The sequence below is a fragment of the Novosphingobium sp. ST904 genome, from assembly GCF_001298105.1.
In the GTDB taxonomy this organism is placed as follows: domain Bacteria; phylum Pseudomonadota; class Alphaproteobacteria; order Sphingomonadales; family Sphingomonadaceae; genus Novosphingobium.
This window is the reverse complement of the sequence record NZ_LGJH01000156.1, coordinates 112,932-138,799: the sequence shown is the minus strand read 5'-3', so window position 1 is coordinate 138,799 and position 25,868 is coordinate 112,932. Positions and strand designations below refer to the sequence as shown.

The window sequence follows — 25,868 nt, the reverse complement described above, 5'->3', positions numbered from 1 at the left end:
AATTGCAGCGAGGGAGGCTATGGGGCTGCCCACCATGGAAACCGCCGACCTGCGAATTGCCCTTTTTTCGGGCAACTACAACTATGTCCGTGACGGAGCGAACCAGGCGCTGAATCGCCTCGTCGGCTACCTTCTGCGCCAGGGCGCGCAAGTTCGCGTCTACGCGCCCGTCGTCGACAATCCCGCATTCGAACCGACCGGAGATCTTGTCGGCATCCGCGCGATGCCTATCCCAACGCGTTCGGAATACCGGATGCCCTTGTCGATAGCCGGCAAGGCGCGGCGCGATCTCAAGGAATTCGCGCCGAACATAGTCCATGTCTCGTCGCCGGATCCGGTTGGCCATCAGGCCGTGACCTGGGCCCGCAACCGCAAGCTGCCCGTGCTCGCATCGGTGCACACGCGTTTCGAGACCTATCTTCGCTATTACAATATGGCCTGGAGCGAGCCGCTGATCGAGGCGATCCTGCGCCGCTTCTACCGCCGCTGCGACGCCCTGGTGGCGCCTTCGGAATCGATGGCGCAGCTCCTGCGCGAGCAGCGCATGAACTACGACGTGTCGATCTGGTCACGCGGGGTCGATCGCGAGATCTTCAACCCCGACCGGCGGGACATGGCGTGGCGTCGCAGCCACGGCATTGCCGATCATGAGGTCGTGGTCGGCTTCCTCGGCCGGCTTGTCATGGAAAAGGGTCTCGACGTGTTTTCCGACACGCTTGACGACCTGCGCCGCCGCAACGTCGCGCACCGGGTTCTCGTGGTCGGCGAAGGCCCTGCCCGCGAATGGTTCGAGGCACGCCTTCCGCAGGCTGCCTTCGTCGGTTTCCAGCAAGGCACGGACCTCGCCCGCGCGGTCGCCGGCATGGACATGCTGTTCAACCCCTCGGTCACCGAAACCTTCGGCAATGTCACGCTGGAAGCCATGGCCTGCCGCCTGCCGGTCGTGGCCGCCGCCGCCACCGGCAGCCAGAGCCTGGTCAGCGATCACGCTTCCGGCAGGTTGATCCCGCCCGGCGCGATCCACCAGTTCGCCGAAGCGCTCAAGGCCTATATCGAAAGCCCTGCCCTGCGCGAAAGCCACGGCCTGGCCGGCGAAGCCCGCGCTCTCGAATTCAGCTGGGACCGGATCAACCAGGCCGTCGCCGATACGTATGTCCGCCTGATCCGGCAGCGCACGAAGCGCTGACCGGCCCCCGCGCGCCCGTCAGGCCAGTACCCGGCGCGTCCGCATCCTGACGGCATACCAGAGCAGGAACACCGCCACGGCCCAGATGGTCGCCGTCAGCGCAATGCTGCCGGCGCCCTTCATCATGTCGGGCACGTCGGATAGGAAGGGATAGAGCTGGTTCACCGCAAGCCCGAGCAGCGAGATCGTGAAGGCCGCGACGGCCCAGCGCGAACGCAGCAGCAGGAGCAGCGATCCCGCCAGCCCACCCCAGACGCCCAGCGCCCAGGTCACCACGGTCCAGGTCGGCGCGGCGTCCAGCCAGTCGATCATCTCCGGCGAAAGAGGCGCCATCCACTGCGGGTTGCGCGTCACGGTCATGGCGAAATCGGTACAGCCGAAGGCATTCCACAGCAGCGAGACGAGTCCTACCACCCACAACTGCCAAGGCGCCCTGACGCGCGTGGATCCGATCATCTCCCGTCCCTTTCGTCCCGTTTTATGGACAGGCAGGCTACTCCTGCCGCCGAACCGATGCAATTGCGCGCCATAATCGCTAGATAGATCCCATGGCCGACCTTTTCGCCGACGATCTTCCGCCCTCCCCCGCGCCTGACGCCCCGCGCGAGGATGCCCCGCTCGCCGACCGCCTGCGGCCGCGCACGCTTGCCGACGTCGTGGGACAGGAACACCTGACCGGGCCGGAAGGACCGATCGGCCGCATGGTCGCGGCGGGCCGCCTGTCCTCGATGATCCTCTGGGGTCCGCCCGGCACCGGGAAGACCAGCATCGCACGCCTGCTCGCCGATGCGGTGGGCATGCGCTTCACCGCCGTCTCCGCGGTATTTTCGGGCGTGGCAGACCTCAAGAAGGCATTCGCCGAAGCGGATCTCGCCGCGCGGGCCGGCCAGCGCACGCTGCTGTTCGTGGACGAGATCCACCGCTTCAACCGCGCCCAGCAGGACGGCTTTCTTCCGTTCGTCGAGCGCGGGACCGTCACTCTTGTCGGCGCCACGACGGAGAACCCCAGCTTCGCACTCAACGCCGCGCTGCTCAGCCGCGCGCAAGTGCTGATCCTGCACCGGCTCGGCCCCGAGGCGCTCGGTGCATTGCTCGACAAAGGCGAAGCGCTCGAAGGCGCGCTTCCGCTCGATGGCGATGCGCGTGCCGCGCTGGTGGCATCGGCCGACGGGGACGGACGCTTCCTGCTCAACCAGGCCGAGACGCTCTATTCCGCGAAAATCCCCGAGCCGCTCGATCCGGCCGGACTGGGCCAGTTCCTGCAACGCCGCGTGGCGGTTTACGACAAGGACCGGGACGGGCACTACAACCTCATCTCCGCGCTTCACAAGTCGCTGCGCGGCTCCGATCCGCAAGCCGCGCTCTACTACATGGCGCGAATGCTGACGGCGGGCGAAGAGCCTCTTTACGTGCTGCGCCGCCTCGTGCGCTTCGCCAGCGAGGACGTGGGACTGGCCGATCCGCAGGCGCTGGTCCAATGCCTTGCGGCCAAGGATGCCTACGAATTCCTCGGCTCTCCCGAAGGCGAACTGGCGATCGTGCAGGCCTGCCTCTACCTCGCCACGGCGCCGAAATCGAACGCGGCCTACACCGCGTTCAAATCCTCGTTCAAGAGCGCCCGCGAAACCGGCTCCCTCGCCCCGCCCGCCAATATCCTCAACGCGCCGACCAAGCTGATGAAGGACATCGGCTACGGCAAGGACTATGCCTACGACCATGACGCGCCTGACGGTTTTTCGGGCGACGACTACTGGCCCGAAGACATGGCACCGCAGACCTATTACCAGCCGGTGGAACGCGGGTTCGAACGGGAAATCCTCAAGCGCCTGGAATGGTGGGACCGAAAGCGCGCCGAACGCCGCGCGGAATAGGGCAAACTCATGCCGCGCTTCCGGCATTTCATGGCAATCGACTGGTCCGGTGCACTGGGACCGCGGCAAAAGGGCATCGCGGTGGCCCTCTGCGGACCGGAAGGTCCGCCCGTCCTGCTGCGTCCGCAAGGTCATGTCCACTGGTCCCGCGAGGATGCGCTTGACCTCCTGCAACGGGGCCTGCCGGAAAACACGCTCATCGGCCTGGACCTTGGCATCTCACTTCCCTTCGCCGATGCCGGCTCATTCTTTCCCGGCTGGCCGGCAAGCCCTCCCGATGCCCGCGCGCTATGGGCGCTGGTCGATGCCATCTGCGCGACTGACGGCCATCTCGCGGCGACCAGTTTCGTCGATCACCCGGAACTCAGCGCATTCTTCCGCCGTCACGGCGGCCGGGAAGGCGTGCACTTCCATCTGCCGGATGCGCCGGATCGAAGAGGGCGCATGCGCGTGACCGAACGGGCGCAGGCACGTGCCGGCTGCCGGCCCTACTCCAACTTCAACCTGGTCGGAGCCGCGCAAGTCGGTAAGTCCAGCCTCACCGGCATGCGGCTGCTGCACCGCCTTGGCAGATCCCTGCCGGTATGGCCGGTCGATCCGCTCCCGAAGGCGGGATCGGTGGTCACCGAAATCTACACGACCCTCGCTGCCGTCGCCGCAGGACGCCCAGCAGGCCGGGCCAAGATGACCGACCATGATGCGCTGAACGGCGCCCTTGCGGGACTTGGCTCTCCGCCGGTCGAGGGCGATGGCCCGATAGACGATCACAGCGCCGATGCACTCCTCACCGCCGCCTGGCTACGCATCGCCGCCCCGCGCGCGGACTTGTGGAAACCCACTGATCTTACGGAGGAACTGGCCCGTACCGAGGGCTGGACCTTCGGCGCGCCTTAGCTCACAACCTGCGCCATCGGGACCCGGCGAGATTTCGAACGCCATGGCCCCCAACATGACTGACAGGGACTGCCCCGCTATGAAGAACACGCTACTGGCAGGCATTGCCTGCCTTGCCCTCGGCCTCGGCGCGCAAATGCCTTCCGCCTTCGCCGCACCCGCAGCCACATCGGTGGCCGCCGAACTCGGTAAGCCGGCAACGCCGTGGAAGGCCTTCGTCAACCGCACCATCGAGGCCTGGATGGCCCAGGACCCTTCTTTCGCGGTCTATCAGGGCGCTCACCAGTTCGACGGCAGGCTTCCTGACTGGAGCCCCGCGGGCCTCAAGGCTAGAGGGGATTTCCTTCGCAAGGTGATCGCGCAGGCCGGCGCTTTCAACGCCCTTTCCGCCGAAGACCGGTTCGAGCGCGATTATCTGGTGCAGGTGGCCAAGGGCAGTTGTTCTGGCTGGAAGACGCCGACAAGCCCCATACCAATCCCGGTTACTACATCGAGAACGGCCTCGACCCGAACGTCTACGTGAGCCGCGGCTATGCCGACAAGCCTACCCGCATGAAAGCCATGATCGCCTTCTTCAAGGCCGTACCCAAGGCTGCTGCCCAGATTCGCGGCAACCTGAAGACGCAGATGCCCGCCAGCTTCATCAAGCTCGGGGTCGCAGGCTTCGGCGGTTTTGCGGAGTACTATCGCGGCGATGCCCGAACCGCCTTCGCCGACGTGAAGGACGCAAGGCTGCAGGCGGAATTCAGGACCAGTTCCGAAGCGGCCGCGAAATCCATGCAGGATCTGGCAGATTGGCTCGGCAAGGCAAAGCCGACGCAGGACTTCGCATTGGGCGCGGCCCGCTTTTCCCGGATGGTGGCCGCCACCGAGGCGGTGGACGCGTCACTGGATGAACTGGAGGCGGTGGGGCGCGCCGATCTCAAACGCAACCAGGATCTCCTCAAGGCCGCCTGCGCGGAATATGCGCCGGGCAAGGACATCCAGGGCTGCTTCGACAAGATGCGCGCCGACAAGCCGGAAGGTGGCCCCGTTGCCGCAGCGCGCCTGCAGATTCCTGAACTGACCGCCTTCGTGCGGCAGCACGACATCGCCACTATACCCGGCACCGAACAGGCCCTCGTCGAGGAAAGCCCGCCCTACAACCGCCAGAACTCCGCCTATATCGATCCGGCCGGTCCGCTGGAAAAGGGCATCCCCTCCGTCTATTACATCTCGCCGCCCGACCCATCGTGGTCCCAGCAGATGCAGCAGGACTATATCCCCGGTAAGGACGACCTGCTGTTCACCTCAGTCCACGAGGTGATGCCCGGCCATTTCCTGCAATTCCTGCATTCGAACCGCTCGCCTTCCTGGGTAGGGCGCCTGTGGGTCGGCTACGCCTTCGCGGAGGGCTGGGCGCACTATGCCGAGGAAATGATGTGGGACGCCGGGCTCGGAAACGGAGACGCGGGGGTCCACGTCGGCCAGCTTTCCAATGCCCTGCTGCGCAACTGCCGCTATCTGTCGGCCATCGGCCTGCATGCGCGGGGCATGACACAGGAACAATCCAAGCGCATGTTCATGGACGAATGCTATCAGGACGAAGGCACGGCCGAACAGCAGGCCGCGCGCGGCACATACGACCCGGCCTACCTCAACTACACGCTCGGCAAGCTGATGATTCGCAAGTTGCGCGAAGACTGGACAGCCACGCGTGGCGGCCGCACTGCGTGGAAGCCATTCCATGACGAATTCCTGAGCTACGGCGGCCCACCGGTCCCGCTCGTCCGTCAGGCAATGATGAAGGAAGCCGCGCCGCACGCGGTATTCTGAGCCTGAACGCAGATAGATACAAAAGCACTGGACCGGCGCCCCTCCCTCGCGGTAAGGGCGCGACTTGTTTCGCGCATCGCACATCGCCGACGCGCCGGGCCGGCTTAGCTCAGTTGGTAGAGCACCTGATTTGTAATCAGGGGGTCGGGGGTTCGAACCCTCCAGCCGGCACCACTCACTTTTCCCAACATTGCCCCAGGTGGCCCCTAGATGACCGGTGCCATCGCCTGCGCGACCGTGCTGGCGAAGCGCCAGGGCGCGAGTTGATGTGACGCGCTACGCCGACGATCAGCCTTCCCATGCCGGATGAGCCAGTGTGGAAGCGAGCGGTCAATCGCTTCCGGGGTTAGGCGGCGTGGACAAGTTCGGTGTAGCCACGGCCGCAGCCAAGAGCCGTCAATTCAAGAAGGCGAGGCGACGGAATATGTCGATATTTCCAACCGAGCCGACGCCGAAGGGATGGCTTTTGGCTACGGCCCCGAAGGGGTTGGTCTGTCGAACTTGTCCACGCCGCCTAGGCTGACCTTCAGCTTGATAAGCACCGCATTGGTCATGCAGGCACTTGCCGCACCGAACAGCTACTGGTTGCCGGCTTCGAGATATTCCTTGACGATGTTCGACATGTCGAACGAGGCGCCGCCTTGGACTGGCGGATAGGCGGAAAGTGTTTTCAGGTGCTCTTGCATGAGCGCGCTCATCGGCTGGATCAGCCAACTGACTTTCTGCAGGAGATGTCCGTAGCTGTCCGAGTTGTCATAACTCTCGAAGGGGTCCATGCGGATGTTGAAGAAGAGCGGCACGGTGCGCGGAATGACGTTGGCGTAGTAGTCCTCTTTCGTAGAGAAATGCATTTTCCACACCCCCATACGCACCGCTGTGAGCTTGCTTTCGTAGTAATGAAAGATGTGGCTGCGCGCCGATTTCTTGGTTTGTCCGGTCCAGTACGGGAGGTTGTTGACTCCGTCGATGTACTGCTTCTTCTGGCTCAGCATTCTGCTTGCGACATCAGGCACCCCGGCAACCGCTGAAAGGGTGGTGAACATGTCCTGGTGCCCCTGGATGCCGTTGAGTTCGACACCCTGCGGGAGGCCTTGCGGCCAGCGCACCATCGAGATTACACGCACACCTCCTTCATAGGTGGTCATTTTCTCGCCACGGAAGGGCGTGGTACCGCCATAGGGCCAAGAGGAATGTTCCGGGCCGTTGTCGGTCGAATACCAGACCAGCGTGTTGTCGAGCATGCCCTGCTGTTCAAGCCATTGCAGTACGAGGCCGATGTCGTGGTCGTGTTGCTTCATGCCCGAGCCGTGGAAGTCGGCTTCGCTGGTGTCCTCTTCGGCGGCGTAGCGCCATTCGTCGTTGAGGCGCGTGTACAGGTGCATGCGGCTGGTATTGAGCCAGACAAAGAACGGCTCGTTTTCCGCCTTTGCAGCGCCCATGAATGCCAACGCCTTGGGGATTACCTCTCCCGCATCGAAGTTCTTCATGCGTTCCTGCGTGAGCGGGCCGGTGTCTTCAATGGTCTGCTTGCCCACCTTTCCGAAGCGCGGATCGACTGCGGCATCGTCCTTGGTTGTGGCACGGCAGTGGAGGACGCCTCGTGTGCCGAAGCGTTTTTCATATGTTTCCAGATCGCCCGAGAAATCCTTGCCGAAACGCTCATAATCGCGCTGCTCGGACTCCTCCTGGGTGTTAAGATGGTAGAGGTTGCCAAAGAACTCGTCGAAGCCGTGAACGGTAGGCAGGTGCTCGTTACGGTCGCCGAGATGGTTCTTGCCAAACTGGCCAGTGCGGTATCCCGCCGACTTCATGACCTCGGCAAGGCAGGGCGAAGCCGCCTGGAGGCCGAGCGCAGCACCCGGCTGGCCCACTGTCGTCATGCCTGAGCGGATCGGATACTGACCGGTAATGAAGGCCGCGCGTCCTGCAGTGCAGGAAGGTTGCGCGTAGTGGTCAGTAAACTTGATCCCTTCCTTGCCGATCCGATCGATATTGGGGGTGCGGTAACCCATGGTCCCCATGCCGTAGGCCGAAACGTTCTGCCACCCGATGTCATCGCCCCATATAACGAGGATGTTCGGGCGCCTGCCGGAAACCGTCTGTGCCTGGGCCGGGTTCGAACCGATCAACGAGGATAGTGCCGGAGTCGCGGCCAGCATGCTCGATCCCAGCAGCAGCTTGCGGCGTGAGACGCGGCTGTCGGCACCAGCCTCCATCCCATTATCGACCCTGTTCAATCCAGCCTCGTCTTCGTGATTCATGGGTATCCCCTTGCCTCAATGGATGCACAGGCGCGGCTGCCCACCGCTCCATTCACACTGCCAGAATTTCCGGATCCAGGGTTTGTCCCACTGCGGGAAACCCTGAATCCGGATCAAATGGAAAGATGCAGGCGCGAATGATGTCGCCCGTGGTGGAGTCGTCAGTCGTGGCCCTTGCTCATGAACTGTTCGACCACGTTGGACATGTCGAAGCTCTTGCCGCCCTGTACCGGCGGGTACTTGGCGAGCGTCATGAGGTGGTCCTTCATCATTTCGCCCATAGGCCCGGTCTGCCAGGAGACCTTCTGGATGAGGTGCCCGTAGCTGTCCGAGTTGTCGTAGCTCTCGAAGGGGTCCATGCGGATGTTGAAGACCAGCGGCTTCGAGCGGCCGACCATGTTCCCGTAGTAGTCCTCGTTGGTCGAGAAGTGCCACTTCCACGGGCCCATGCGCATCGAGGTGAGCTTGGATTCATTGTAGTGGAACACGTGGTTGCGCGCCGAGTCCTCAGCCTCGCCCTTCCAGTAGGGTAGGTTGTTCACGCCGTCGATGTACTGTTGCTTCTCTTCCATGACCTTCTCGGCCACGTTCTCTACCCCGGCTGCGGCGGCGAGTGTGGTGAACATGTCCTGGTGGCACTGGATGCCGTTCTTGAGCTGCAGCGGCTCGATCACGCCGGGCCACTTGAGCATCGAGATGACGCGCACGCCGCCTTCGTAAGTGGTCATCTTCTCGCCGCGCCAGGGCGTCGTCGCGCCGTGCGGCCATGAGGAATGCTCGGGGCCGTTGTCTGTCGAGTACCAGACGATGGTATCTTCATCGAGCCCGTTTTCCTTCAGCCAATCAAGCACGATGCCCACGTCATGGTCGTGCTGCAGCATGCCCGAGCCATGGAGGTCGGCTTCCGAGGTGTATTTCTCGGCCGCATAGCGCCACTTGTCGTTGAGGCGCGTGTAGAGGTGCATGCGGCTGGTGTTGAGCCAGACGAAGAACGGCTCATCGCTGTCCTTCGCCTTCTTCATGAATTCGAGCGCGGGAGGAATGAACTCCTTCTCGTCGATCTCGTGCATGCGCTCCTGGTGAAGCGGCCCGGTGTCGACGATCTTCTGTTTGCCCACCTTGCCGAAGCGGGGGTCTTCGGTGGGATCGTCTTCCTCGGTCGCCCACGAGTGGATTACGCCGCGCGCGCCGAACTTCTTCTCGTATTCCTCGAGGCTACCCGCGTAAGCCTTGGCGAAGGCCTGATAGTCGCGCTGCTCGTCCTCTTCCGACACGTTGAGGTGGTAGAGGTTGCCGAAGAATTCCTCGAAGCCGTGATTGGTCGGCAGATGCTCGTTGCGATCGCCGAGATGGGATTTGCCGAAGTGGCCGGTGCGGTAACCCGCGGCCTTGAGCACTTCGGCAAGGCATGGCGAGGTTTTCTGCAGGCCGAGCGGGTCTCCCGGTTGCCCCACCGTCACCATGCCCGAGCGGATCGGGTACTGGCCGGTGATGAAGGCCGCACGGCCCGCCGTGCAGGACTGCTGGGCATAGTGGTCGGTAAAACGGATACCGCCATAGCCGATGCTGTCGATGTTGGGCGTGGTGTATCCCATTGTTCCCAGGCCGTAGGCGCTGACATTTTGCCAGCCAATGTCGTCACCCCAGATGACAAGGATATTGGGACGCTTTGCCATAATTTCCAACTCACGCGTGGTCTGAAAACGGGCTTCCCATGAGAATAGAATCGGTCTCGTGAAATGCTGAACATCAGGCCCCATGTGCTAAGGCATCACCGGGGGGGAGAGGGATCGGGGTTATCCCTGAGATATCAGCGGGGTTGTCCGCACATCGGCAATGCAGCTCTACTTTGCCGCAAGGATGGCCAATCGCGCGCGACCATCTCAAATATAGTAGAATTCAGATATCGCCGGCCTCATGTCCAAAGCGGACACCACCGTTTCTTGCGGGTGTTGTGAATGGGCAAATCCCCGAGCGCGGCGTCGATCTGCCCGATACTAGGTCGAAAGCGCTCTCGGAATATCCAACCGCAGCCGACGATTTCGGGCGCGGCAATGGCTTTTTCCCCTGCCCTCTGCAGAGCCAATCACTGCCGGCGCTGCAGGCTTCTTCCGTTGCTGAAATATCCGCCGAACTTGCCAGGCACATGCGAACCGGACATCTTCCGGCTCGCATGCCTTGCGCAGCCTACGCTATCGACCGCGACAACCGGCCGCGCCAGTTTGTCAGCGCTGCCTTGATTGCCGCGCAAACCGGCGGCTCCCAGTAGTTCGCAATGACCCAGGCCACGAAGATCGCGACGCCGGAGCCAATCAGGAACGCCCACGTCGCGTTGAAGCCGATCAACCCGAGGCCGTACATGGCCGCACCCACGACCGTAGTATGGCTGAGATAGAGCGGATAAGTCAGCTTACCGAGCCCGGTCATCCATCCGGAACGCGCGGTGGATGCGTTTGCCAGCGAATCTGCCATGACCCAAACCGCAGCCCCCCAAAGGCACAGCGGAGCAACGCTGTTGTAGCTCACAACGGTCAAGGTCTTGCTGTTGAGGACGATCTCGATGGCGCCCAGCGATACCGCGAGCGGCATGAAAATCCGAGTTGCCAGCGTCGCGCGCTGTTCCGAGCGCAACCACATGAAAATGCCAAGAGAGAAGAACGAGCCGAAGCGCAGAAGCAGCGCCCGTTCCACGGGAACGTAGAATTCCACGCCGCCAAGCGCCAGTATGGTCCAGATCGTGGACCACAGCGTCAGCCCCACCGCCACCTGCTCAAGGGAAACGCGCTTCTGCATCGTCCAGAGCGCGACCAGGCCATAGAACACGATCTCTACGCCCAGGGTCCAGAAGACCGGGTCGATCCACTGACCTTTCGGCAGCAGCACCATCGATTTGATGACCATCAATGGCCAACCCGCCGGTAATGCCCCGGTCAGATAGAGAAGGACCGCGGCAAGCGGCGCACACAGGATAGCCGCAGGATAAAGGCGCGAGGCGCGCCCGATCACGAACTTCGCAGGCCCACGTCCGAATGCAGAATTGGCGATCACGATGCCGGATATGACGAAGAAGATTTCCACGCCGACCCAGCCCGGTCCGCCATATTGAGTGAAAAAGGAAACGGGGCCGGACATATGCGCAATTTTGGCCGGAAACTCCTCGGGCCGGAACCAGGCCTTCGTCGCCATGTGGTGGATCAGAACCAGGCAGGCCGCAACGAACCGGATCAAATCTATGGCGTTGTAATACTTGCGCATTCTGCTCGGGCACCCCTGCGAGAAAAAAGGGGTCAGGCAGATATCGCCAGTCGCTCCCCTTTCCCGCGGTATCGCCAAGCTACCAACCCATTGCAACAATTTAACTACAATTTGCGCCGGATCGAAGGTTTTCTGCGAAGTTTGACCAAAATAAGAGCCGAATTGATCTTTTCCGCGAAGGGCCCTCTGGCCGCGGCTTTCGAAGCGGACAACCAGTGTCCCGCCTGGTAATTCGGCTCCCCGCTCTGCACCGCCACAGCGATATCGTTTTTCAGTATGTCCGATTATATAACATATAGAAAATCGGGGCTGGGAAGTGTGAAAAGTGAACATATAGTCCGGCCGCCATCCATTGGGGGGTGGAGGGGGGCCTTCATGATTTCTCGCATTAAGCGAATTTTCTGCATTTTCGACCGGCACAGCCGAGGCAACAAGACCCGTTGGACGGGAATCGAGTATGAAAGCGAGTGCCTTCACTGCGGCACCGGCATTCGGCGGATCAAGCGCGGAACCTGGAGAAGCCGGGCCTGAAACCCGCCTGAACCGGATCGATCCCGGCGGCAGTGTGGTGGTCTGACGGGTCTGGTGGCGAAGCTTGTCCGGCAGGAGGAGAACAGGCAGCCACTTCCTTCAGACGGGCCTAGGTTGAAGTCGCTAGACGTTCGAAACCCTGCGCTAGCATCGGTTGCGGAAGATCGTGCCCATGGAAAGCCACGAACTCCCGCAGGATGAACCGCCGCCATGCAATCTGACCGCTTATGGGCGCGCCGGCAGAGCCGCCTTCATGTACGACTCCCCGCAAGGCTCGTCACGCTCGGGAGTACACATCAGGCGGTGCTGCTCGACCTGTCGGCCTCAGGCGCCAGACTGCACGTCCAGGCTCAACTCAGGACCGGATGCGAAGTGGTCGTCGAATGGGCGAAGCATCATATCCTCGGCCATGACGCGCCGGGCCATGAAGGATTCGGGGAAGTGATCTGGTGTCGCTCAAACCATTGCGGCATTGCGTTCTTCGAACCGCTGCCCTTGCAGATCGTGCTCGCCACACGCCTCGTCGATGACTGCGAGCACCTTCCGCCGGCCACGCATGCCCCGCGCAAGATGGCCGTTTGAAGCGCCGGTTCAGACCGGGACCGGCTGGGTAAGCGCGATTTCCCCGAAGTAGCGGGCAAGCCGGTCAACCGCCTGGTCCGTCAGTTCGATGAACGCTCGTCTGCGATCGTTCTCGTCACAAACACGCTGGAACAGGCCCGCCTCCACCAGTTGGCCGATCCAGCGCAGCGCGGTAGTGGGCGGGACGGCCGAAGCGATGCAGAGCGAGGTGACCGACACCTGTTTGCCTTCGGCCCGCGCGGCGGCAAGATCCAGAAGCATATCCCAGGCAGGGTCTGCGAACAGGTCTCCCTCGATGAAGCGAGCGCGCAACTGGCGCTGCCGGATGATCCTGCGCAGCATGCGCGCGTCGGACAGGAAGGAAGGGTCCTTCGCCGCGTAAGGAGGGCCATTGCCCGCGAAATCCGGGGCCTCGGCAGAAGCGCCCGATCGCCCTGCCCGCGCCGGTCCTGCAGGCGCCAGCCTGTCCATATGGCCGGCGATCTGCCCGACCTGCTCGCTCAGACGAAGCAGCATCAAGCGATCGTCTTCAGACAATTCACGCAGCCGGGCAGCGGGGAAACCGGCCATGACCTGCCCCAATGCGATCACCCGCTCCGCGCGGTTGGGATCGACCAGCAGCACCGGCATCGACATGTCCATGCAGGCGAATACCTCATCCAGCATCTCGACGCTGGTGGATACGATCAACCGCGTGTCACCGCCCGCTGCACGCAGGTCCAGCCGTGCAAGCGCCGCCAGGGTTGCAGCATCGATGACGGGGCAATCAAGCATGACGACATCGCCGAGCGAGCGCCCCTCCGCGGCAGGTAGATCGCCGAGTGATCCAGCGAAAGCGACGTGGAGGCCGGCACCCGCGGCATCTTCCTGCATGGTCGAGCGCAAGTGTGCCCGATCCGCAAAGATTGATAGTGAAACCGATCTTCCTCCGGACACGTCTTGCGACGTTCCATAGGAAAAATCGGTGGCATCGGTGTTCCACATGACCGTTCGCCCCATTCCAACAATCAGGAACAGGAGTAGAACGAAGCCATCGATAGTCAAGAAACGCGGCTGTTAAATCCTTGTCACCAACCGGAAAGTTCCCGATTAACAAGCGCTTGCAGCATCTCCATGCCCGACGCGCCATCATTCAGGCAGGACAGTACGGCCATCTCGCGGCCTCCGGCCTCCTCGAAGACCTCCCTACCCCGAATCGCCAGTTCCTCCAGCGTTTCCACGCAGTCTGCCGAGAAGCCCGGCGCCGCTACGGCGATGCGGGTCGTGCCCGCTTTCGCCTCTGCCGCCAGCACGTCTTCGGTGGACGGCTCCAGCCACTTTGCCCTGCCGAAGCGCGACTGGAAGCTCGTTTCAATCCGTAATCCCGGAACGCGCAGATTCAGGCGTTCGGTCAACAGGCGCGAGGTCTCGCGGCAGTGCCAGTGATAGGGATCGCCGAGATCCGCGGTTCGCTGGGGCATTCCGTGGTACGACAGCAGAAGCACTTCCGGCACGAAGTCCAGCCCCCCGATCTGACGGACCAGATCATCCTCCAGCGCGCCGATATAGACGGCATCGCCGAAATAGGGCGGCAGGGTGCGGATCGCGGGCTGCCAACGCATGGCGCGCAGCGCCTCGCCCAGCCTGTCCATCACCGAGGCCGTCGTCGCCCCCGAGTATTGGGGATAGAGCGGCGCGACGAGTATCCGGTCGCAGCCTGCATCCTTCATCGCCTGCAGACGCGCGGGAATGGCAGGATTGCCGTACCGCATCGCCCAGTCGACCTTCGCGCGAGTCCCCAGCAAGGCCTGAAGCCCTGCCGCCTGCGCGGCGGTGATCGCAGCGAGCGGCGAGCCCTTTTCGGTCCAGACCTGACGATAGGCATGAGCGGACTTGGCAGGCCGGGTCCGCAGGATCACACCGTGCAGGATCGGCTTCCAGGCGATGGCCGGAATCTCCACGACGCGCGGATCGGAGAGGAATTCCGCGAGATAGCGACGGACTGCGGCAGGGGTGGCAGCGTCGGGCGTGCCGAGGTTGACCAGCAGCACGCCGATCTCGCCCGCGGCGGCGGAAGTTCTGTCTTTGGGGGGCATCACATGTCCTCGGCAAAAAGCGGAAGGCGGCGGAATCGCAATCCCGTAGCCGAATAGAGTGCGTTGGCGACAGCCGGGGCGACCACGGCTACGCCCAGTTCCCCCGGATCGGCAGGATCGTCGGTGCTTTCGATGAAGTCCACCTCTATGGCAGGGCAGTCAGCCAGCGTCGGCAGGGAAAGTTCGGCCAGCCGTTCGCTGTCAGGCCTGCCTCCCGTATAGTTTGGACTGCATCCCAGCGCGAGGCCGAGACCGAAGACCAGCCCGCCCTCGATCTGTTGACGGGCAATATCGAGGTTCACGATGCGGCCGATGTCGGCAACGGCGCTGAGTTTCTCCACCCGCACCCCGTTCTCGTCACGCCGGGCCGAGGCGACCACGGCGATGCGCCCCTCCCCGATCAGGTGGCACGCGATGCCTTGCCCGCTGCTGTCCCCGCCGCCGCCCCATTGCGCAAGCCCCGCCGCGCGCTGAAGGCATTCGGCAAGGCGCGGGTCGTGCCCCAGCATGGCCATGCGATAGGCCAGGGGCTCGCGTCCGGCGCGGTGCGCCAGTTCATCCACGAAGCTCTCGTTGAAGAAGGCGGTATAGCCATGGGCATTGCCGCGCATCCGCCCGGTCGGAAGACCGATATTGGCGGGCACATGGTCGACAGCCAGGCTGGGCACTGCATAGGCCGGGACCGCACCTTCCAGCGCCATCGGATCGGCGACATCGGCCACCGCGTCGAGTGCACCGAACGAGGCTTCGCCGGAGAAGAACCGACGCCCGAACTCCCGCGCGGTAGCGGGCACGGCGATGCGGGCGCGCCAGCCTGCCACGCCCCCTTCCGCGTCGGTTCGCGCCGCCATGACCGCCACGGCCGGCGTGCGCGGATAAGCCGCGAAATGGTCCTGCCGCCGCGAGAGTGTGAGTTGCACCGGGCGGCCGGCCTCCTTCGCCAGCAGCGCGACTTGTGCGGCGTGGGCGCATTCCAGCCGCCGGTCGAAGCTGCCACCGATCGGCATCGGATAAAGGACGACATCCGCCGCACGCAGTCCCAGCGCGGTAGCGGCGGCTTCGCGCGCCGCCTCGGGCGCCTGGGTCCCGATCCAGAGTTCGAGGCGGCCATTCTCGAAGCGCGCGGTGGCGCTCCCGGTCTCGATCGCAGCATGGACGGCCGGGGCGACCTCGTAGCGGATCTGGACCGGCAAGCCCCCCTCGATCGCCGCCATGTCGCCCTCTGCGTGAAGGCGGGTGGGCGTGCCCATGCGCATGGCCTCGTCCAGCGCATTGTCGGCCTCGCTGCTGTCACTTCCGCGGGCGACGCGAAAGCGCGGCCTGGCGCGGTCTAGCGCGGCTTCGGCAGTCCACCAGTCGCCCGCCAGCGCGGCGATCCAGTCAGGCCCGCGCACGAAACGGCTGAAACCCTTGAGGCCCTTCCCCGCGCTTTCGTCAAAACCCGAGAGTTCCGCCTTGCCGATGGGCGCTTGGCGGATCGCCGCGCGCAACATGTCCGGCAGGCGCACGTCTCCGGCAAAAGTCCACGATCCATCGACCTTGGACGGCAGGTCGAGGCGGGGCCAGCGCAAAGGAGCACCGGGCGGAAACTCTCCGGGCTTCTCCGCCATGGCATCCGCGCGCAGGGGCGGCGGATCGGGCGGGGAGAACCCTGCTGCCTCGGCGGCGAGCGGGCCAAAGGGCAAGCGCTTGCCCTCATGCAGGACAAGGCCGTTCGCCGCTTCGCATTGTTCCGGGGCAACGCCCCAGCGGGCAGCCGCCGCCTGCACGAGCAGCGCGCGGGCCGAAGCGGCGGCGGCGCGGGCCGGACCCTCGTATGCGGCCAGCGAGGTGCCGTCGGCCGTGACGTTGAAACGATGGTCCTGCGCAAAGCGGCGCGCGGCGAAGCCATCGGGATTCTCGGCGATCTCCGGCAACAACGGGAGCCAGAGCGGCGCCCATTTCGCGGCGAGCACGGCATTGGCGTAGATCGCGCTTACAGGCGCGGGCTCGACGGCCACCTGCCGCCAGTCGGCGCCGAGTTCGTAGGCCACCACTTGCGGCAACAGCGTGGTTATTCCCTGCCCCATTTCCACCTGGGGCACGGCCACGCTCACCACCCCGTCAGCGGCGATCTTGATCCAGGCCCCGAACGCATATTCGTCCCGGCCCGGTTCCAAGGGCATCGGAAAGCGGCGCGGGCGCAGGAGATATCCCACTGCCAGCCCGCCGCCTGCCAGCGCGCCGATCAGGATACCCCGGCGCGTGACCGCCATCAGGGGCGGTCCAGCCAATCGGCGACCTTGAGCGCAAGCCCCGCGAAAGCCTCCGCTTGCGGCCCCTGTCCGGCGGCCGGAGGCGTGCCTGCGTCGCTTTCACGCCGGATCGCGATATCCAGCGGGATACGGCCGAGGAAGGCCTTGCCCATCTCCGCGGCAGCAGCCTCGGCCCCGCCAGCGCCGAAGGGGTCGCTCACTTCGCCGCAGTGGGGGCAGGCATAGCCGGCCATGTTCTCCACCACGCCGACGATCGGCACCCCGCTCTTCTCGAACAGTTCGATGGCGCGGGTCGCGTCCATGAGGGCAAGGTCCTGCGGCGTGGACACGATGACCGCGCCCGCCGGCTTGAACTTCTGGAGCATGGTCAACTGGACGTCGCCGGTACCGGGCGGCAGGTCGACGACGATGATTTCGGCGTTGTCCCAGTGCCCTTCGAGCAGTTGGGTCAGCGCACCTGCAACCATCGGCCCGCGCCAGGCGATCGCCTGTCCCGGCTCCAGCAGATTGGCCATCGACAGCACCGGCACCCCAAAGGCGCTGGCGACCGGGACCAGCCGGCTTTCGTGCGCCACCGGACGCTGCCCCTCGATGCCGAGCAACCGCGCCTGCGACGGCCCGTAGATGTCCGCATCGACCAGCCCCACCTTGCGCCCCATGCGCGAAAGCGCGACCGCCAGGTTTGCGGCCAGCGTCGACTTGCCGACCCCGCCCTTGCCCGAGCCCACCGCGAGAATGCGCTGCACCGGCTTTTCGGCCGTGATCGCCACGCGCACGTTGGCGACGCCCGGCTTGCCTTCCAGCGCACCGGATACGATCTGCTCAAGCCCGGCGCGGTCCTGCACGGAAAGGCCGGTGGCATCGATCACGACGCTCGCCCTGCCGTCGGCGAGCCGCAACGACTGCACTCTTCGAGCCACCTCCGGCGGCAGGAGCGCTTTCAGTCGATCGGCATCCGGGCTTGTCATTTCGTCCTTTCACATGATGGTGAATTTGCCGCTCAGGTGGAGCAGTCGAGGAAAAAGGGCAAGAGAGGCACTGTTTTTGTGCGAATAGCGCACCTATAGATAAGCCTATGAAAGCTATTGGTGGTGCAATCACGCGCGCAGGCCTCGCCATGACCGGACGTCAAAGCCCTTGGGGTGGCGGCGGAAATGACGGCAATGGTCCTGCGGGAGAACCCGGCGAAGGCGGCAACGAAGGCGTGCCCGAGGGTCAGGACGAAGGCCGTAACGACGAGCCTTCAGGCGAAGCCCCCGGCAGCAGGGGCGAACAGGGCAAGCCGCCGGAAAGCCGTCCCGACGATCGCAAGGGCCCTCGCAACCCGTGGCTTCCCAGCGGCAGTGAAACCCCGCCGCGCCGCGCCGCCGGCATCGAGGACATCTTCCGCCCGCGCGATCCGCGCCGCCCCGGCGGCGGAGGCGGCGGCTTCGGACCCGGCGGCGGATTCCCCAATCTGCCGCGCCGCCCCGACGGCAAGTCGTGGCTGCCGCTCGGCATCGGCATCGCGGTTGCCGCGATGCTTGGCATCTCCATGGTCCACATGCTCGGCCCCAAGGAGCAGGGCATCGTTTCGCGGCTGGGCCAGTATTCCCGCACGATCGATTCCGGCCTTTCGCTCACCCTTCCCTGGCCGATCGAACAGGTCGACGTGAAGGACGTGCGTTCGTTCACCGTCTACACGATCCCCGAGGGCGAAGGCGAAAAGCTGATGCTGACGGGCGACAAGAACCTTGTCGATCTCAGCTATCTGGTGCGCTGGAACATCAAGAACCTGAAAGACTACACCTACCGCCTCGCCGATCCTGACGAAACGGTGCGCGAAGTGGCGGAAGCGGCCATGCGCGCGTCTATCGGCCAGATCACGCTGAACGAGACGCTGTCCGGCGCCGGCCGCGCCGTGGTCGAACAGGACGTGCGCGACCGGACCCAGCGCATTCTCGATTACTATCGCTCGGGCGTCTCGATCCAGGGCGTGGAAATCAAGAAGGCCGATCCCCCGGCCAAGACCAAGGAAGCGTTCGACCAGGTCAACGTCTCCCAGCAGGAAGCGGACCGCGATCGCTCCAAGGCTCGTGCCTGGGCGCAGCAGACGCTTGCCCGCGCCCAGGGCGAGGCCGCCTCGTTCGACAAGGTCTATGAACAGTACAAGCTCGCGCCCGAAGTGACCAAGCGCCGCATGTACTACGAAACGATGGAGCGGGTGCTGCGCGACAACGACACCGTCGTCGCCGAAGCCAAGAACATGAACACGTACCTCCCCCTTTCCGAGATGAAGCGCCGGGCCCCGGCCGCCGAGGAAACCGTGGTTGCCGCGCCCGCGCCGGCCGCCACCGTCGACGCATCCAAGGGAGGCCAGTGATGAATCGCCTCTGGCAGGACTACAAGGCCGCCTGGTTCCTGGGCGGGGCCGCCGTTGTCGGGCTGATGCTCAGCATGATCGTGGTGCCGGAAACGGAGCAGGCGGTCATCGTTCGCACCGGCAGGCCCATTGCGGTGTACAACCCCTATGTGCCCAAGGCCGACTACGGCCAGACCGGCGCGGGCGTTCACTTCCGCATCCCGATGGTGGACCGCGTGATCCGCATCGACAAGCGCCTGCTGTCCGTGGACATGCAGCAGCAGCAGGTCCTCTCGACCGACCAGCTTCGCCTGAACGTCGATGCCTATGCGCGCTATCGCATCATCGATCCGGTCAAGATGGTCGAAACCGCGGGCACCAGCGAACGCGTGACCGAACAGCTCGAACCGATCCTTTCCTCGGTGCTTCGCCAGGAACTGGGCAAGCGCACGTTCCAGTCGCTGCTGACCGCCGAACGCGGCAAGGCGATGGAGAACATCCGCGACGGGCTCGACCGCGAGGCGCGCGAATATGGTGCGCAAGTCGTCGACGTGCGGATCAAGCGCGCGGATCTTCCCGAAGGCGCGCTCGAAAGCGCCTTCACCCGCATGCAGGCCTCGCGCGACGAGGAAGCCAAGACGATCACCGCGCAGGGCCAGAAGGACGCGCAGATCATTCAGGCCGACGCGGAAGCGCAGGCCTCGAAGATCTATGCCGCCGCCTTCGGCAAGGACCCGCAGTTCTACGATTTCTACCGCTCCATGCAGAGCTATGGAATTTCGTTCGCCAAGGGAGAGGCCGGGAAGACCATCCTGCTTTCGCCCGACAATGCCTATCTCAACCACTTCAGGGAACCGTGACCGGCGCGAAGCGCTTGAAAGGCCGCCTATTCAAATCCGGTTAAGCTCCCAGAGCTTCAATCGGCATCAGTCGGCGGATGGTGACGCTGCACCGCCAAGACGGAGGAATCAAAGGACGTGAAGCCCGTGCGATACGCTTATGGACTGACCACAGCGCTCCTGCTGGGAGGCGCCACCGCCACGCTGGTGACCGGCTATCCCGCAGGGGCCCAGGTTGCCCAGAACGAAGCCAGCCAGATGGCCAACGTGGTGCCCCGCGCCGGCGCGCCCAGCGGCTTTGCGGACCTGACCGAGCAGCTTCAGCCTGCGGTCGTCAACATCTCGACGCGCCAGCGCGTCCAGGTGCAGGGCGGCGGCAATCCCTTCGCCGGAACCCCGTTCGAGGGTCTGTTCGGCGGCGGCGGCGGTGGCGGCGCCAGCCCGCAAACCCGCGAAGCCCAGTCGCTCGGCTCGGGCTTCATCGTCTCGGCCGACGGCTATGTCGTGACGAACAACCACGTCATCACCGCGGAAGGCAAGGGTCAGGTCGAATCGATCACCGTGACCATGCCGGACGGCACCGAGTATCCCGCCAAGCTGATCGGCAAGGACGCCGCATCCGATCTCGCGGTGCTCAAGATCACTTCCAGCAAGCCGCTGCCCTACGTGAAGTTCGGCGACAGCTCGAAGGCCCGCGTGGGTGACTGGATCATCGCCATCGGCAATCCGTTCGGCCTTGGCGGAACGGTGACGGCGGGCATCATCTCGGCCGTCTACCGCAACACCGGCTCGGGCTCGGGCGCCTATGACCGCTACCTCCAGACCGACGCGGCGATCAACCGCGGCAACTCGGGCGGGCCGATGTTCGACATGAACGGCCAGGTCATCGGCATCAACAACGCGATCTTCTCGCCCACCGGCGGCAGCGTCGGCATCGGCTTCGCGATTCCCGCCGAAACCGCCGCTCCCATCGTGCAGAAGCTGATGAAGGGCCAGGCGATCGAGCGCGGCTACCTTGGCGTGACCATCCAGGCCCTCAATGAGGATCTTGCCGATTCGATGGGCCTCGAACACAACAAGGGCGAATTCATCCAGGCCGTCGTGCCGGACGGTGCCGCGGCCAAGGCCGGAATCCAGGCGGGCGACGTCGTGGTGAAGGTTGATGGCAAGGAAGTGACGCGCGACCAGAACCTCTCGTTCCTCGTCGCCAACACCGCGCCGGGAACGCGCATCCCGATCGAGCTGATCCGCAACGGCCGCCGCATGACGCTGACCGCCACGGTAGACAAGCGCCCGAGCGAGGACGAACTCCAGCAGACCTTCGATCCCAGCACCGATCAGGACAGCGATCCGTTCAACAATCCGCCCAAGGAACAGGGCCAGAGCGTTGTCGAAAAGTCGCTGGGTCTCTCGGTAACGCCGCTGACTTCGCAGATCGCGCGGCAGCTCGGGGCCTCGGAAGGCACCAAGGGCCTCGTCATCGTCGCCGTCGATCCGAGCTCGGATGCCGGCCAGAAGGGCTTTGCCCGCGGGTTCATAATCCTCTCGGCCAACAATGCGCCGGTTTCGACGCAGGCCGACCTCGAAAATGCCATCAAGGCCGCCAAGGCCGATGGCCGCTCGGCGATCCTGCTGCGCGTGCAGCCGCGTGGTCAGCCCGCCGCCTTCGTACCGCTGCGCCTGCGCTGAGGCTTAGGGGCTTCGACAAAAAAGGCCCGCCGGAGCGATCCGGCGGGCCTTTTCATTGCCTGCTCACGGCTTGCTGCGGGAAGGTCAGTTCAGCAGCACGGCCTTGACGCCGTCGATCACGTATTGCGCCGCGAGCGCCGCCAGCAACACGCCGAGAAGCCGCGTGATAACCGCCTCCACCTTGTCGCCCAGAATGCGCATCAGGGGGCCGGCAGCCGCCAGAGCGGCAAAGCTGAGCACCATGACCGCGACCATCGCCGCGAGGATCGCCATGGTCTGCTCCGCGCCGTGCGCGCGCGAGGTGAGCAGCATGATCGTCGCGATCGAGCCCGGCCCCGCCAGCATCGGCATGGCCATGGGGAACACCGAAACATCGTCCACCTCGGGCGTTTCGGCATTATGGGCGATGATCTTCTCCGCCCGCTCCTCGCGGCGCTGGGTGCGCTTCTCGAACACCATGTCGATGGCGATCATGAACAGCATGATGCCGCCCGCGATGCGGAAGGCATTCAGTTCGATATGCAGCGCCCCCAGAAGCCGCGCGCCGAAAAGCGCGAAGACCACCAGAATGGCGGTCGCGATCACGCAGGCACGCGCGGCCATGGAGATCGCCTGAGACCGGCTGGCATCGGCCGAGAGCCCGGCATAGATCGGTGCGCAGCCCGGCGGATCGATCACCACGAAGAGGGTGACGAAAGCGCTGAGAAAAAGCTCGTACATGCCGGTTATTGTCCCTTCGGGGCGGCTACATCGCTGCGCAGAACTTCGGCCATGCCCCCATTCTTCATCAGCGAGACGACCAGCGAGCGCGAATGGTCGGCGTTCACGTGATAGCTCCAGGTCAAAGTGCCGTCCTTCGAACGCCCCTTGCCATCCATGCCCGGCGCCGCCTTGGCCGAATCCCGCTCGACCAGCAGCTCATCGCCGGGCGAGGCGCCGTTCCCGCCCCGCGCGCAGTCCGCCACGGAGGCAGACAGCATCTCCGGCTCCTGCATCGGCTGGTCGAGCGTATCGCCCTGGTCGAGCACCCAGCGAAAATCGCCCTTCTTGCGCTGCTGCCAGATCGTGGTGAAATAGCCGACCGAACCGTCCGGTTGCTGCCAGGCACCCCTGGTCACGCCCATCGTACCATCGCAGCTCATCCAGACCTGGTGAGCCTGCCACTGCACGGCGGCGGCCGGTTCCTTTCGGCCGCTCAGCCACTCTTTGGCACGGACCGGCTGCGGCACGAACATCACTGCCGCGTCATCCGCGAATTCGTCGAAGGCCTTCCACTGGCCTTTCTCGCGCGCCATGCGCGCAAAGGCGATCTCGGACGCGATCAGTGCACTGGGATTGGCGGTGCCTACGCCGGGAGCGCGCGGCGGGCGCCGCTCGGCCACGGCGGGAGCGGCGATCAGCAGAAGCGCCGCGACCCCGCCAAGGGCGCCGAGCAGCGCGCGGTTCAAAGCGCGCTCTCGTCCAGCGACAGACCCGCATTGCGATGCGCGGCGACGATCGTGTTACGCAGCAGGACGGCGATGGTCATGGGGCCGACCCCGCCCGGAACCGGGGTGATAGCGCCCGCAACTTGCGCGGCCGAGGCGAAGTCCACGTCGCCCACCAGCTTGCTCTTGCCCTCTTCGGCCGCCGGCACGCGATTGATGCCCACGTCGATCACGGTCGCGCCGGGCTTGAGCCAATCGCCCTTCACCATCTCGGGGCGGCCGACGGCCGCAATCACGATATCGGCGCCGCGCACGACTTCGGGCAGGTCCCTGGTGCGGCTGTGCGCCACGGTGACGGTGCAGCTTTCCGCGATGAGGAGCTGCGCCATCGGCTTGCCGACGATGTTCGAACGGCCGATCACCACCGCGTTCAGCCCGGAAAGCGAGCCCAGCCGGTCCTTGAGCAACATCACGCAGCCCAGCGGCGTGCACGGCACGAAGCCCGGCAGCCCGGTGGCGAGGCGCCCGACGTGACGACATGGAAGCCGTCAACGTCCTTGTCGGGGTTGATCGTGGCGATGACCTTCTGCTCGTTCATATGCGAAGGCAGGGGAAGCTGGACGAGAATGCCGTCCACGGCGGGATCGGCATTGAGCTGCTCGACAACCGCCAGCAGATCGTCCTCGGACGTGTCGGCGGGCAGCTTGTGCTCGAAGCTCTCCATGCCGCAGGCCACGGTCTGCTTGCCCTTGTTGCGGACATAGACCTGGCTTGCCGGGTCTTCGCCCACCAGCACGACCGCGAGGCCTGCCTTGCGGGCGGCCTGCCGTTCGAATGCCGCGGCGGCAACCGCGATGCGGCTGCGCAGGCCCTCGGCAAACGCCTTGCCGTCGATGATCTGGTTCTCGGTGGTCATGTCAGTAGGCCATCGGCTGGAGGATCATGATGAGCACGTTCAGGCCGATGATCAGCACCATCGGCGAGAAGTCGATCCCGCCCGTATTGGGCATGATCCGCCGGATCGGGCTGAGGATCGGATCGAGCAACGCATTGAGCGCCCGCCAGATCGCCTCGACGAACCGGTTATGCAGGTTCACCACGTTGAAGGAGATCAGCAGACCCAGCACGAACTGGACAAGCACCAGCGTGGTAAGGATCTGTACGAGATAGATAAGGGCGTTGATCACACCGCCGAGCATGGGCGTGGGGCCTTTCTGAGGAATGAAGCGCCCGCCTGATAGCCGAGGCAGGGCAGGCGGGGCAAGCGCGGCCCGCTTGCGAGCAACGCGCGGTTACACACCGTGCGCTCTCAGGTCGTGAACTGCCTTATTGAGGCAGCGTGGAGGTCCGCTCGATCCGCCAGTTGAGCTGCTGCTGGCTGGCGCCCGGCACATCGTTGACGCGCCGCAGGACAATGGTGCCCCGGCGTGACGGACGGCCATCGGCAAAGTCGATCACCAGCGGGGCCTCGTAATAGAGCGAACCGGCCGCATTGGCCAAGTCGCCCTTGCCGACCGCGATCTTTGGACCGGCATCGCCGCCGAATTCCCTAGCCAGTCGCTCCGAGGTCATCTGCGCGTCCAGGGTCCAGGCCTTCACAGCCTCGTCCCATGCACCCATGCGCAGCGCGTTGGTGTAGTAACGCAGCAGGCGCTCGGGGTCGCGCCGTTCGGTGAGCGCACCCTGATCGAGCGGGCTGGCGACACCGGCACCGACACCGGCACTGGCAGCGCCCGTGGCTTCCGCCGAAGGTCCGTCAGTCGTGACGGCTGCCTCGCTCGCTTCCGTCGTCGCGCCATTGCCGGGCTCGGCTGCAGGCTCCTTGTTGCACGCGGCAAGCAGGAGCGTGATGGCCGAAACGGCACTGGCGAGAACGAGGGTATTACGCATGTGGGTCGAATTGCCTTTCAGCAGGAAAGTTCCCCCGGGCAGTTCGGCTTAGCCGGCGCGGATCAGCGTGCCGGCACCTTCCTGCGTGAATATTTCCAGCAACATGGCATGGGAAACCCGCCCGTCAAGCACGACGGCGGCTTCGCAGCCCGCTTCTACCGCGTGAATGCAGGTTTCGAGCTTGGGGATCATGCCGCCCGAAATCGTGCCGTCCTGCTGGAGCTTCACGATGTCGGAAGGGGTGAGGTCCGTCAGCAGTTCGCCCTGCTTGTCCAGCACGCCGCGCACGTCGGTCAGCAGGAACAGGCGCGAGGCACCCAGCGCGGCGGCAACGGCGCCGGCCATGGTGTCTGCGTTGATATTGTAGGTCTGCCCGTCCTCTCCCGGTGCGATCGGCGCGATCACCGGGATCATGCCCGCGGACGAGATCGTCTCGATCACGCCGATATCGATCGTCGCAGGCTCGCCCACGAAGCCGAGGTCGACAACGCGCTCGATATTGCTGTCCGGGTCCTTGGCGGTGCGCTGCACCTTGGCGGCGGTGACGAGACCGCCGTCCTTGCCGGAAATCCCCATGGCCTTGCCGCCCGCCTGCGCGATCCAGCCGACGATTTCCTTGTTGATGACGCCCGACAGCACCATCTCGGCGACTTGCGCGGTCTGCTTGTCGGTTACGCGCAGCCCGTCGATGAAGCGCGATTCGACGCCCATGGTCTTGAGCATGGCGCCGATCTGCGGACCGCCGCCATGGACGACCACCGGATTGATGCCCACGGCCTTGAGCAGGACCACGTCTTCCGCGAAATCTCGCGCCAGTTCGGGATCGCCCATCGCGTGGCCGCCGTATTTCACAACGAACGTGCGACCGGCATAACGCTGCAGGTAGGGCAGCGCATCGACGAGCGTCTCGGCCTTCGAGAGCATGGCGGGATCGTGCGGAATCGGCATGGGCGCGCT

Annotated in this window: 20 protein-coding genes, 1 tRNA gene and 2 pseudogenes; 9 read left to right on the top strand and 14 right to left on the bottom strand. The window is 64.6% G+C overall.

Annotation, left to right across the window (positions count from 1 at the left end; genetic code table 11):
* Nucleotides 1-34: 34 nt before the first annotated feature.
* On the top strand, nucleotides 35-1,186 hold the full coding sequence (locus ADT71_RS19800) for a glycosyltransferase family 1 protein (protein ID WP_054439596.1): 1,152 nt from the start codon (nucleotides 35-37) through the stop codon (nucleotides 1,184-1,186).
* 18 nt (nucleotides 1,187-1,204) lie between these two features.
* Here the strand turns inward: ADT71_RS19800 and ADT71_RS19795 are convergent, their stop codons facing one another.
* A complete protein-coding gene (locus tag ADT71_RS19795) occupies nucleotides 1,205-1,642 on the bottom strand; it encodes a hypothetical protein (RefSeq protein WP_054439557.1) in 438 nt (145 codons plus the stop codon).
* A gap of 92 nt (nucleotides 1,643-1,734) precedes the next feature.
* Here ADT71_RS19795 and ADT71_RS19790 point away from each other — a divergent pair, with 92 nt between their 5' ends.
* From ADT71_RS19790 to ADT71_RS19775, 4 genes and pseudogenes are all read left to right on the top strand, one after another.
* Complete coding sequence (locus ADT71_RS19790) at nucleotides 1,735-3,057, top strand: replication-associated recombination protein A (protein WP_054439556.1); 1,323 nt, start codon at nucleotides 1,735-1,737, stop codon at nucleotides 3,055-3,057.
* A gap of 9 nt (nucleotides 3,058-3,066) precedes the next feature.
* The gene (locus tag ADT71_RS19785; protein ID WP_054439554.1) at nucleotides 3,067-3,951 is read left to right on the top strand and encodes a hypothetical protein; all 885 of its coding nucleotides are present in this window, start codon (nucleotides 3,067-3,069) and stop codon (nucleotides 3,949-3,951) included.
* A 79-nt stretch (nucleotides 3,952-4,030) separates the two neighbouring features.
* Nucleotides 4,031-5,766: pseudogene (locus ADT71_RS19780) on the top strand (DUF885 domain-containing protein).
* Nucleotides 5,767-5,864: 98 nt separating this feature from the next.
* Nucleotides 5,865-5,940: transfer RNA gene (locus tag ADT71_RS19775), tRNA-Thr, on the top strand.
* Nucleotides 5,941-6,344: 404 nt separating this feature from the next.
* On the opposite strand, the gene ADT71_RS19770 is transcribed toward ADT71_RS19775, so the two are convergent.
* The 3 genes from ADT71_RS19770 to ADT71_RS19760 form a co-directional block, all read right to left on the bottom strand.
* Nucleotides 6,345-8,027 (bottom strand): arylsulfatase, encoded by a 1,683-nt coding sequence (locus tag ADT71_RS19770; protein ID WP_231636054.1) that lies wholly within the window; start codon nucleotides 8,025-8,027, stop codon nucleotides 6,345-6,347.
* A 161-nt stretch (nucleotides 8,028-8,188) separates the two neighbouring features.
* The gene (locus ADT71_RS19765; protein WP_054439552.1) at nucleotides 8,189-9,703 is read right to left on the bottom strand and encodes an arylsulfatase; all 1,515 of its coding nucleotides are present in this window, start codon (nucleotides 9,701-9,703) and stop codon (nucleotides 8,189-8,191) included.
* A 511-nt stretch (nucleotides 9,704-10,214) separates the two neighbouring features.
* Nucleotides 10,215-11,282, bottom strand: coding sequence for an acyltransferase (locus ADT71_RS19760; protein ID WP_054439551.1), 1,068 nt, complete (start codon nucleotides 11,280-11,282; stop codon nucleotides 10,215-10,217).
* A 741-nt stretch (nucleotides 11,283-12,023) separates the two neighbouring features.
* On the opposite strand from ADT71_RS19760, the gene ADT71_RS19755 reads away from it, so the two are divergent.
* A complete protein-coding gene (locus ADT71_RS19755; RefSeq protein WP_082370459.1) occupies nucleotides 12,024-12,395 on the top strand; it encodes a PilZ domain-containing protein in 372 nt (123 codons plus the stop codon).
* Between the two features lie 9 nt (nucleotides 12,396-12,404).
* On the opposite strand, the gene ADT71_RS19750 is transcribed toward ADT71_RS19755, so the two are convergent.
* From ADT71_RS19750 to ADT71_RS19735, 4 genes are all read right to left on the bottom strand, one after another.
* Entirely contained in the window at nucleotides 12,405-13,280 is an 876-nt protein-coding gene (locus tag ADT71_RS19750; RefSeq protein ID WP_369818313.1) for a winged helix DNA-binding protein, read from the bottom strand.
* 182 nt (nucleotides 13,281-13,462) lie between these two features.
* Nucleotides 13,463-14,470: a ferrochelatase gene (gene hemH / locus ADT71_RS19745; RefSeq protein WP_054439546.1), complete on the bottom strand. Its 1,008-nt coding sequence runs from the start codon at nucleotides 14,468-14,470 to the stop codon at nucleotides 13,463-13,465.
* Entirely contained in the window at nucleotides 14,470-16,725 is a 2,256-nt protein-coding gene (locus ADT71_RS19740; RefSeq protein ID WP_054439544.1) for a molybdopterin cofactor-binding domain-containing protein, read from the bottom strand. The genes hemH and ADT71_RS19740 overlap by 1 nt, the downstream gene beginning before the upstream one ends.
* Nucleotides 16,725-17,693: an Mrp/NBP35 family ATP-binding protein gene (locus tag ADT71_RS19735; protein ID WP_054439542.1), complete on the bottom strand. Its 969-nt coding sequence runs from the start codon at nucleotides 17,691-17,693 to the stop codon at nucleotides 16,725-16,727. Before ADT71_RS19735 ends, ADT71_RS19740 begins: the two co-directional genes overlap by 1 nt.
* A gap of 149 nt (nucleotides 17,694-17,842) precedes the next feature.
* On the opposite strand from ADT71_RS19735, the gene hflK reads away from it, so the two are divergent.
* The 3 genes from hflK to ADT71_RS19720 all read left to right on the top strand — a co-directional run bounded on the left by hflK (nucleotide 17,843) and on the right by ADT71_RS19720 (nucleotide 21,594).
* Nucleotides 17,843-19,087, top strand: coding sequence for a protease modulator HflK (gene hflK, locus ADT71_RS19730; RefSeq protein ID WP_054439540.1), 1,245 nt, complete (start codon nucleotides 17,843-17,845; stop codon nucleotides 19,085-19,087).
* Entirely contained in the window at nucleotides 19,087-19,926 is an 840-nt protein-coding gene (hflC, locus tag ADT71_RS19725) for a protease modulator HflC (RefSeq protein ID WP_054439538.1), read from the top strand. The genes hflK and hflC overlap by 1 nt, the downstream gene beginning before the upstream one ends.
* A 126-nt stretch (nucleotides 19,927-20,052) precedes the next feature.
* On the top strand, nucleotides 20,053-21,594 hold the full coding sequence (locus tag ADT71_RS19720) for a Do family serine endopeptidase (protein WP_197283087.1): 1,542 nt from the start codon (nucleotides 20,053-20,055) through the stop codon (nucleotides 21,592-21,594).
* 84 nt (nucleotides 21,595-21,678) lie between these two features.
* Here the strand turns inward: ADT71_RS19720 and ADT71_RS19715 are convergent, their stop codons facing one another.
* From ADT71_RS19715 to argB, 6 genes and pseudogenes are all read right to left on the bottom strand, one after another.
* Nucleotides 21,679-22,314 carry a MarC family protein gene (locus tag ADT71_RS19715; RefSeq protein WP_054439535.1) on the bottom strand — a complete coding sequence of 212 codons (636 nt, stop codon included), beginning with the start codon at nucleotides 22,312-22,314 and terminating at the stop codon, nucleotides 21,679-21,681.
* A 5-nt stretch (nucleotides 22,315-22,319) separates the two neighbouring features.
* The gene (locus ADT71_RS19710) at nucleotides 22,320-23,042 is read right to left on the bottom strand and encodes a hypothetical protein (protein WP_231636053.1); all 723 of its coding nucleotides are present in this window, start codon (nucleotides 23,040-23,042) and stop codon (nucleotides 22,320-22,322) included.
* Nucleotides 23,039-23,937: pseudogene (gene folD, locus ADT71_RS19705) on the bottom strand (bifunctional methylenetetrahydrofolate dehydrogenase/methenyltetrahydrofolate cyclohydrolase FolD). The gene ADT71_RS19710 and the pseudogene folD overlap by 4 nt, the downstream one beginning before the upstream one ends.
* A gap of 1 nt (nucleotide 23,938) precedes the next feature.
* A complete protein-coding gene (locus ADT71_RS19700; protein ID WP_054439534.1) occupies nucleotides 23,939-24,220 on the bottom strand; it encodes a YggT family protein in 282 nt (93 codons plus the stop codon).
* 127 nt (nucleotides 24,221-24,347) lie between these two features.
* Nucleotides 24,348-24,911 (bottom strand): hypothetical protein, encoded by a 564-nt coding sequence (locus tag ADT71_RS19695; RefSeq protein ID WP_054439532.1) that lies wholly within the window; start codon nucleotides 24,909-24,911, stop codon nucleotides 24,348-24,350.
* A gap of 48 nt (nucleotides 24,912-24,959) precedes the next feature.
* Nucleotides 24,960-25,859: an acetylglutamate kinase gene (gene argB / locus ADT71_RS19690; RefSeq protein WP_054439530.1), complete on the bottom strand. Its 900-nt coding sequence runs from the start codon at nucleotides 25,857-25,859 to the stop codon at nucleotides 24,960-24,962.
* Nucleotides 25,860-25,868: the final 9 nt, after the last annotated feature.

Bases quoted from the DNA above. Each gene is read 5' to 3' on its own strand.
- ADT71_RS19735 (WP_054439542.1), bottom strand. From the start codon at position 17,693: ATGACAAGCCCGGATGCCGATCGACTGAAAGCGCTCCTGCCGCCGGAG.
- ADT71_RS19790 (WP_054439556.1), top strand. From the start codon at position 1,735: ATGGCCGACCTTTTCGCCGACGATCTTCCGCCCTCCCCCGCGCCTGAC.
- ADT71_RS19800 (WP_054439596.1), top strand. From the start codon at position 35: ATGGAAACCGCCGACCTGCGAATTGCCCTTTTTTCGGGCAACTACAAC.
- ADT71_RS19740 (WP_054439544.1), bottom strand. From the start codon at position 16,725: ATGGCGGTCACGCGCCGGGGTATCCTGATCGGCGCGCTGGCAGGCGGC.
- ADT71_RS19715 (WP_054439535.1), bottom strand. From the start codon at position 22,314: ATGTACGAGCTTTTTCTCAGCGCTTTCGTCACCCTCTTCGTGGTGATC.
- hemH (WP_054439546.1), bottom strand. From the start codon at position 14,470: ATGCCCCCCAAAGACAGAACTTCCGCCGCCGCGGGCGAGATCGGCGTG.
- ADT71_RS19785 (WP_054439554.1), top strand. From the start codon at position 3,067: ATGCCGCGCTTCCGGCATTTCATGGCAATCGACTGGTCCGGTGCACTG.
- ADT71_RS19770 (WP_231636054.1), bottom strand. From the start codon at position 8,027: ATGAATCACGAAGACGAGGCTGGATTGAACAGGGTCGATAATGGGATG.
- ADT71_RS19760 (WP_054439551.1), bottom strand. From the start codon at position 11,282: ATGCGCAAGTATTACAACGCCATAGATTTGATCCGGTTCGTTGCGGCC.
- ADT71_RS19695 (WP_054439532.1), bottom strand. From the start codon at position 24,911: ATGCGTAATACCCTCGTTCTCGCCAGTGCCGTTTCGGCCATCACGCTC.
- argB (WP_054439530.1), bottom strand. From the start codon at position 25,859: ATGCCGATTCCGCACGATCCCGCCATGCTCTCGAAGGCCGAGACGCTC.
- ADT71_RS19795 (WP_054439557.1), bottom strand. From the start codon at position 1,642: ATGATCGGATCCACGCGCGTCAGGGCGCCTTGGCAGTTGTGGGTGGTA.
- ADT71_RS19765 (WP_054439552.1), bottom strand. From the start codon at position 9,703: ATGGCAAAGCGTCCCAATATCCTTGTCATCTGGGGTGACGACATTGGC.
- hflK (WP_054439540.1), top strand. From the start codon at position 17,843: ATGACCGGACGTCAAAGCCCTTGGGGTGGCGGCGGAAATGACGGCAAT.
- ADT71_RS19755 (WP_082370459.1), top strand. From the start codon at position 12,024: ATGCAATCTGACCGCTTATGGGCGCGCCGGCAGAGCCGCCTTCATGTA.
- ADT71_RS19700 (WP_054439534.1), bottom strand. From the start codon at position 24,220: ATGCTCGGCGGTGTGATCAACGCCCTTATCTATCTCGTACAGATCCTT.
- hflC (WP_054439538.1), top strand. From the start codon at position 19,087: ATGAATCGCCTCTGGCAGGACTACAAGGCCGCCTGGTTCCTGGGCGGG.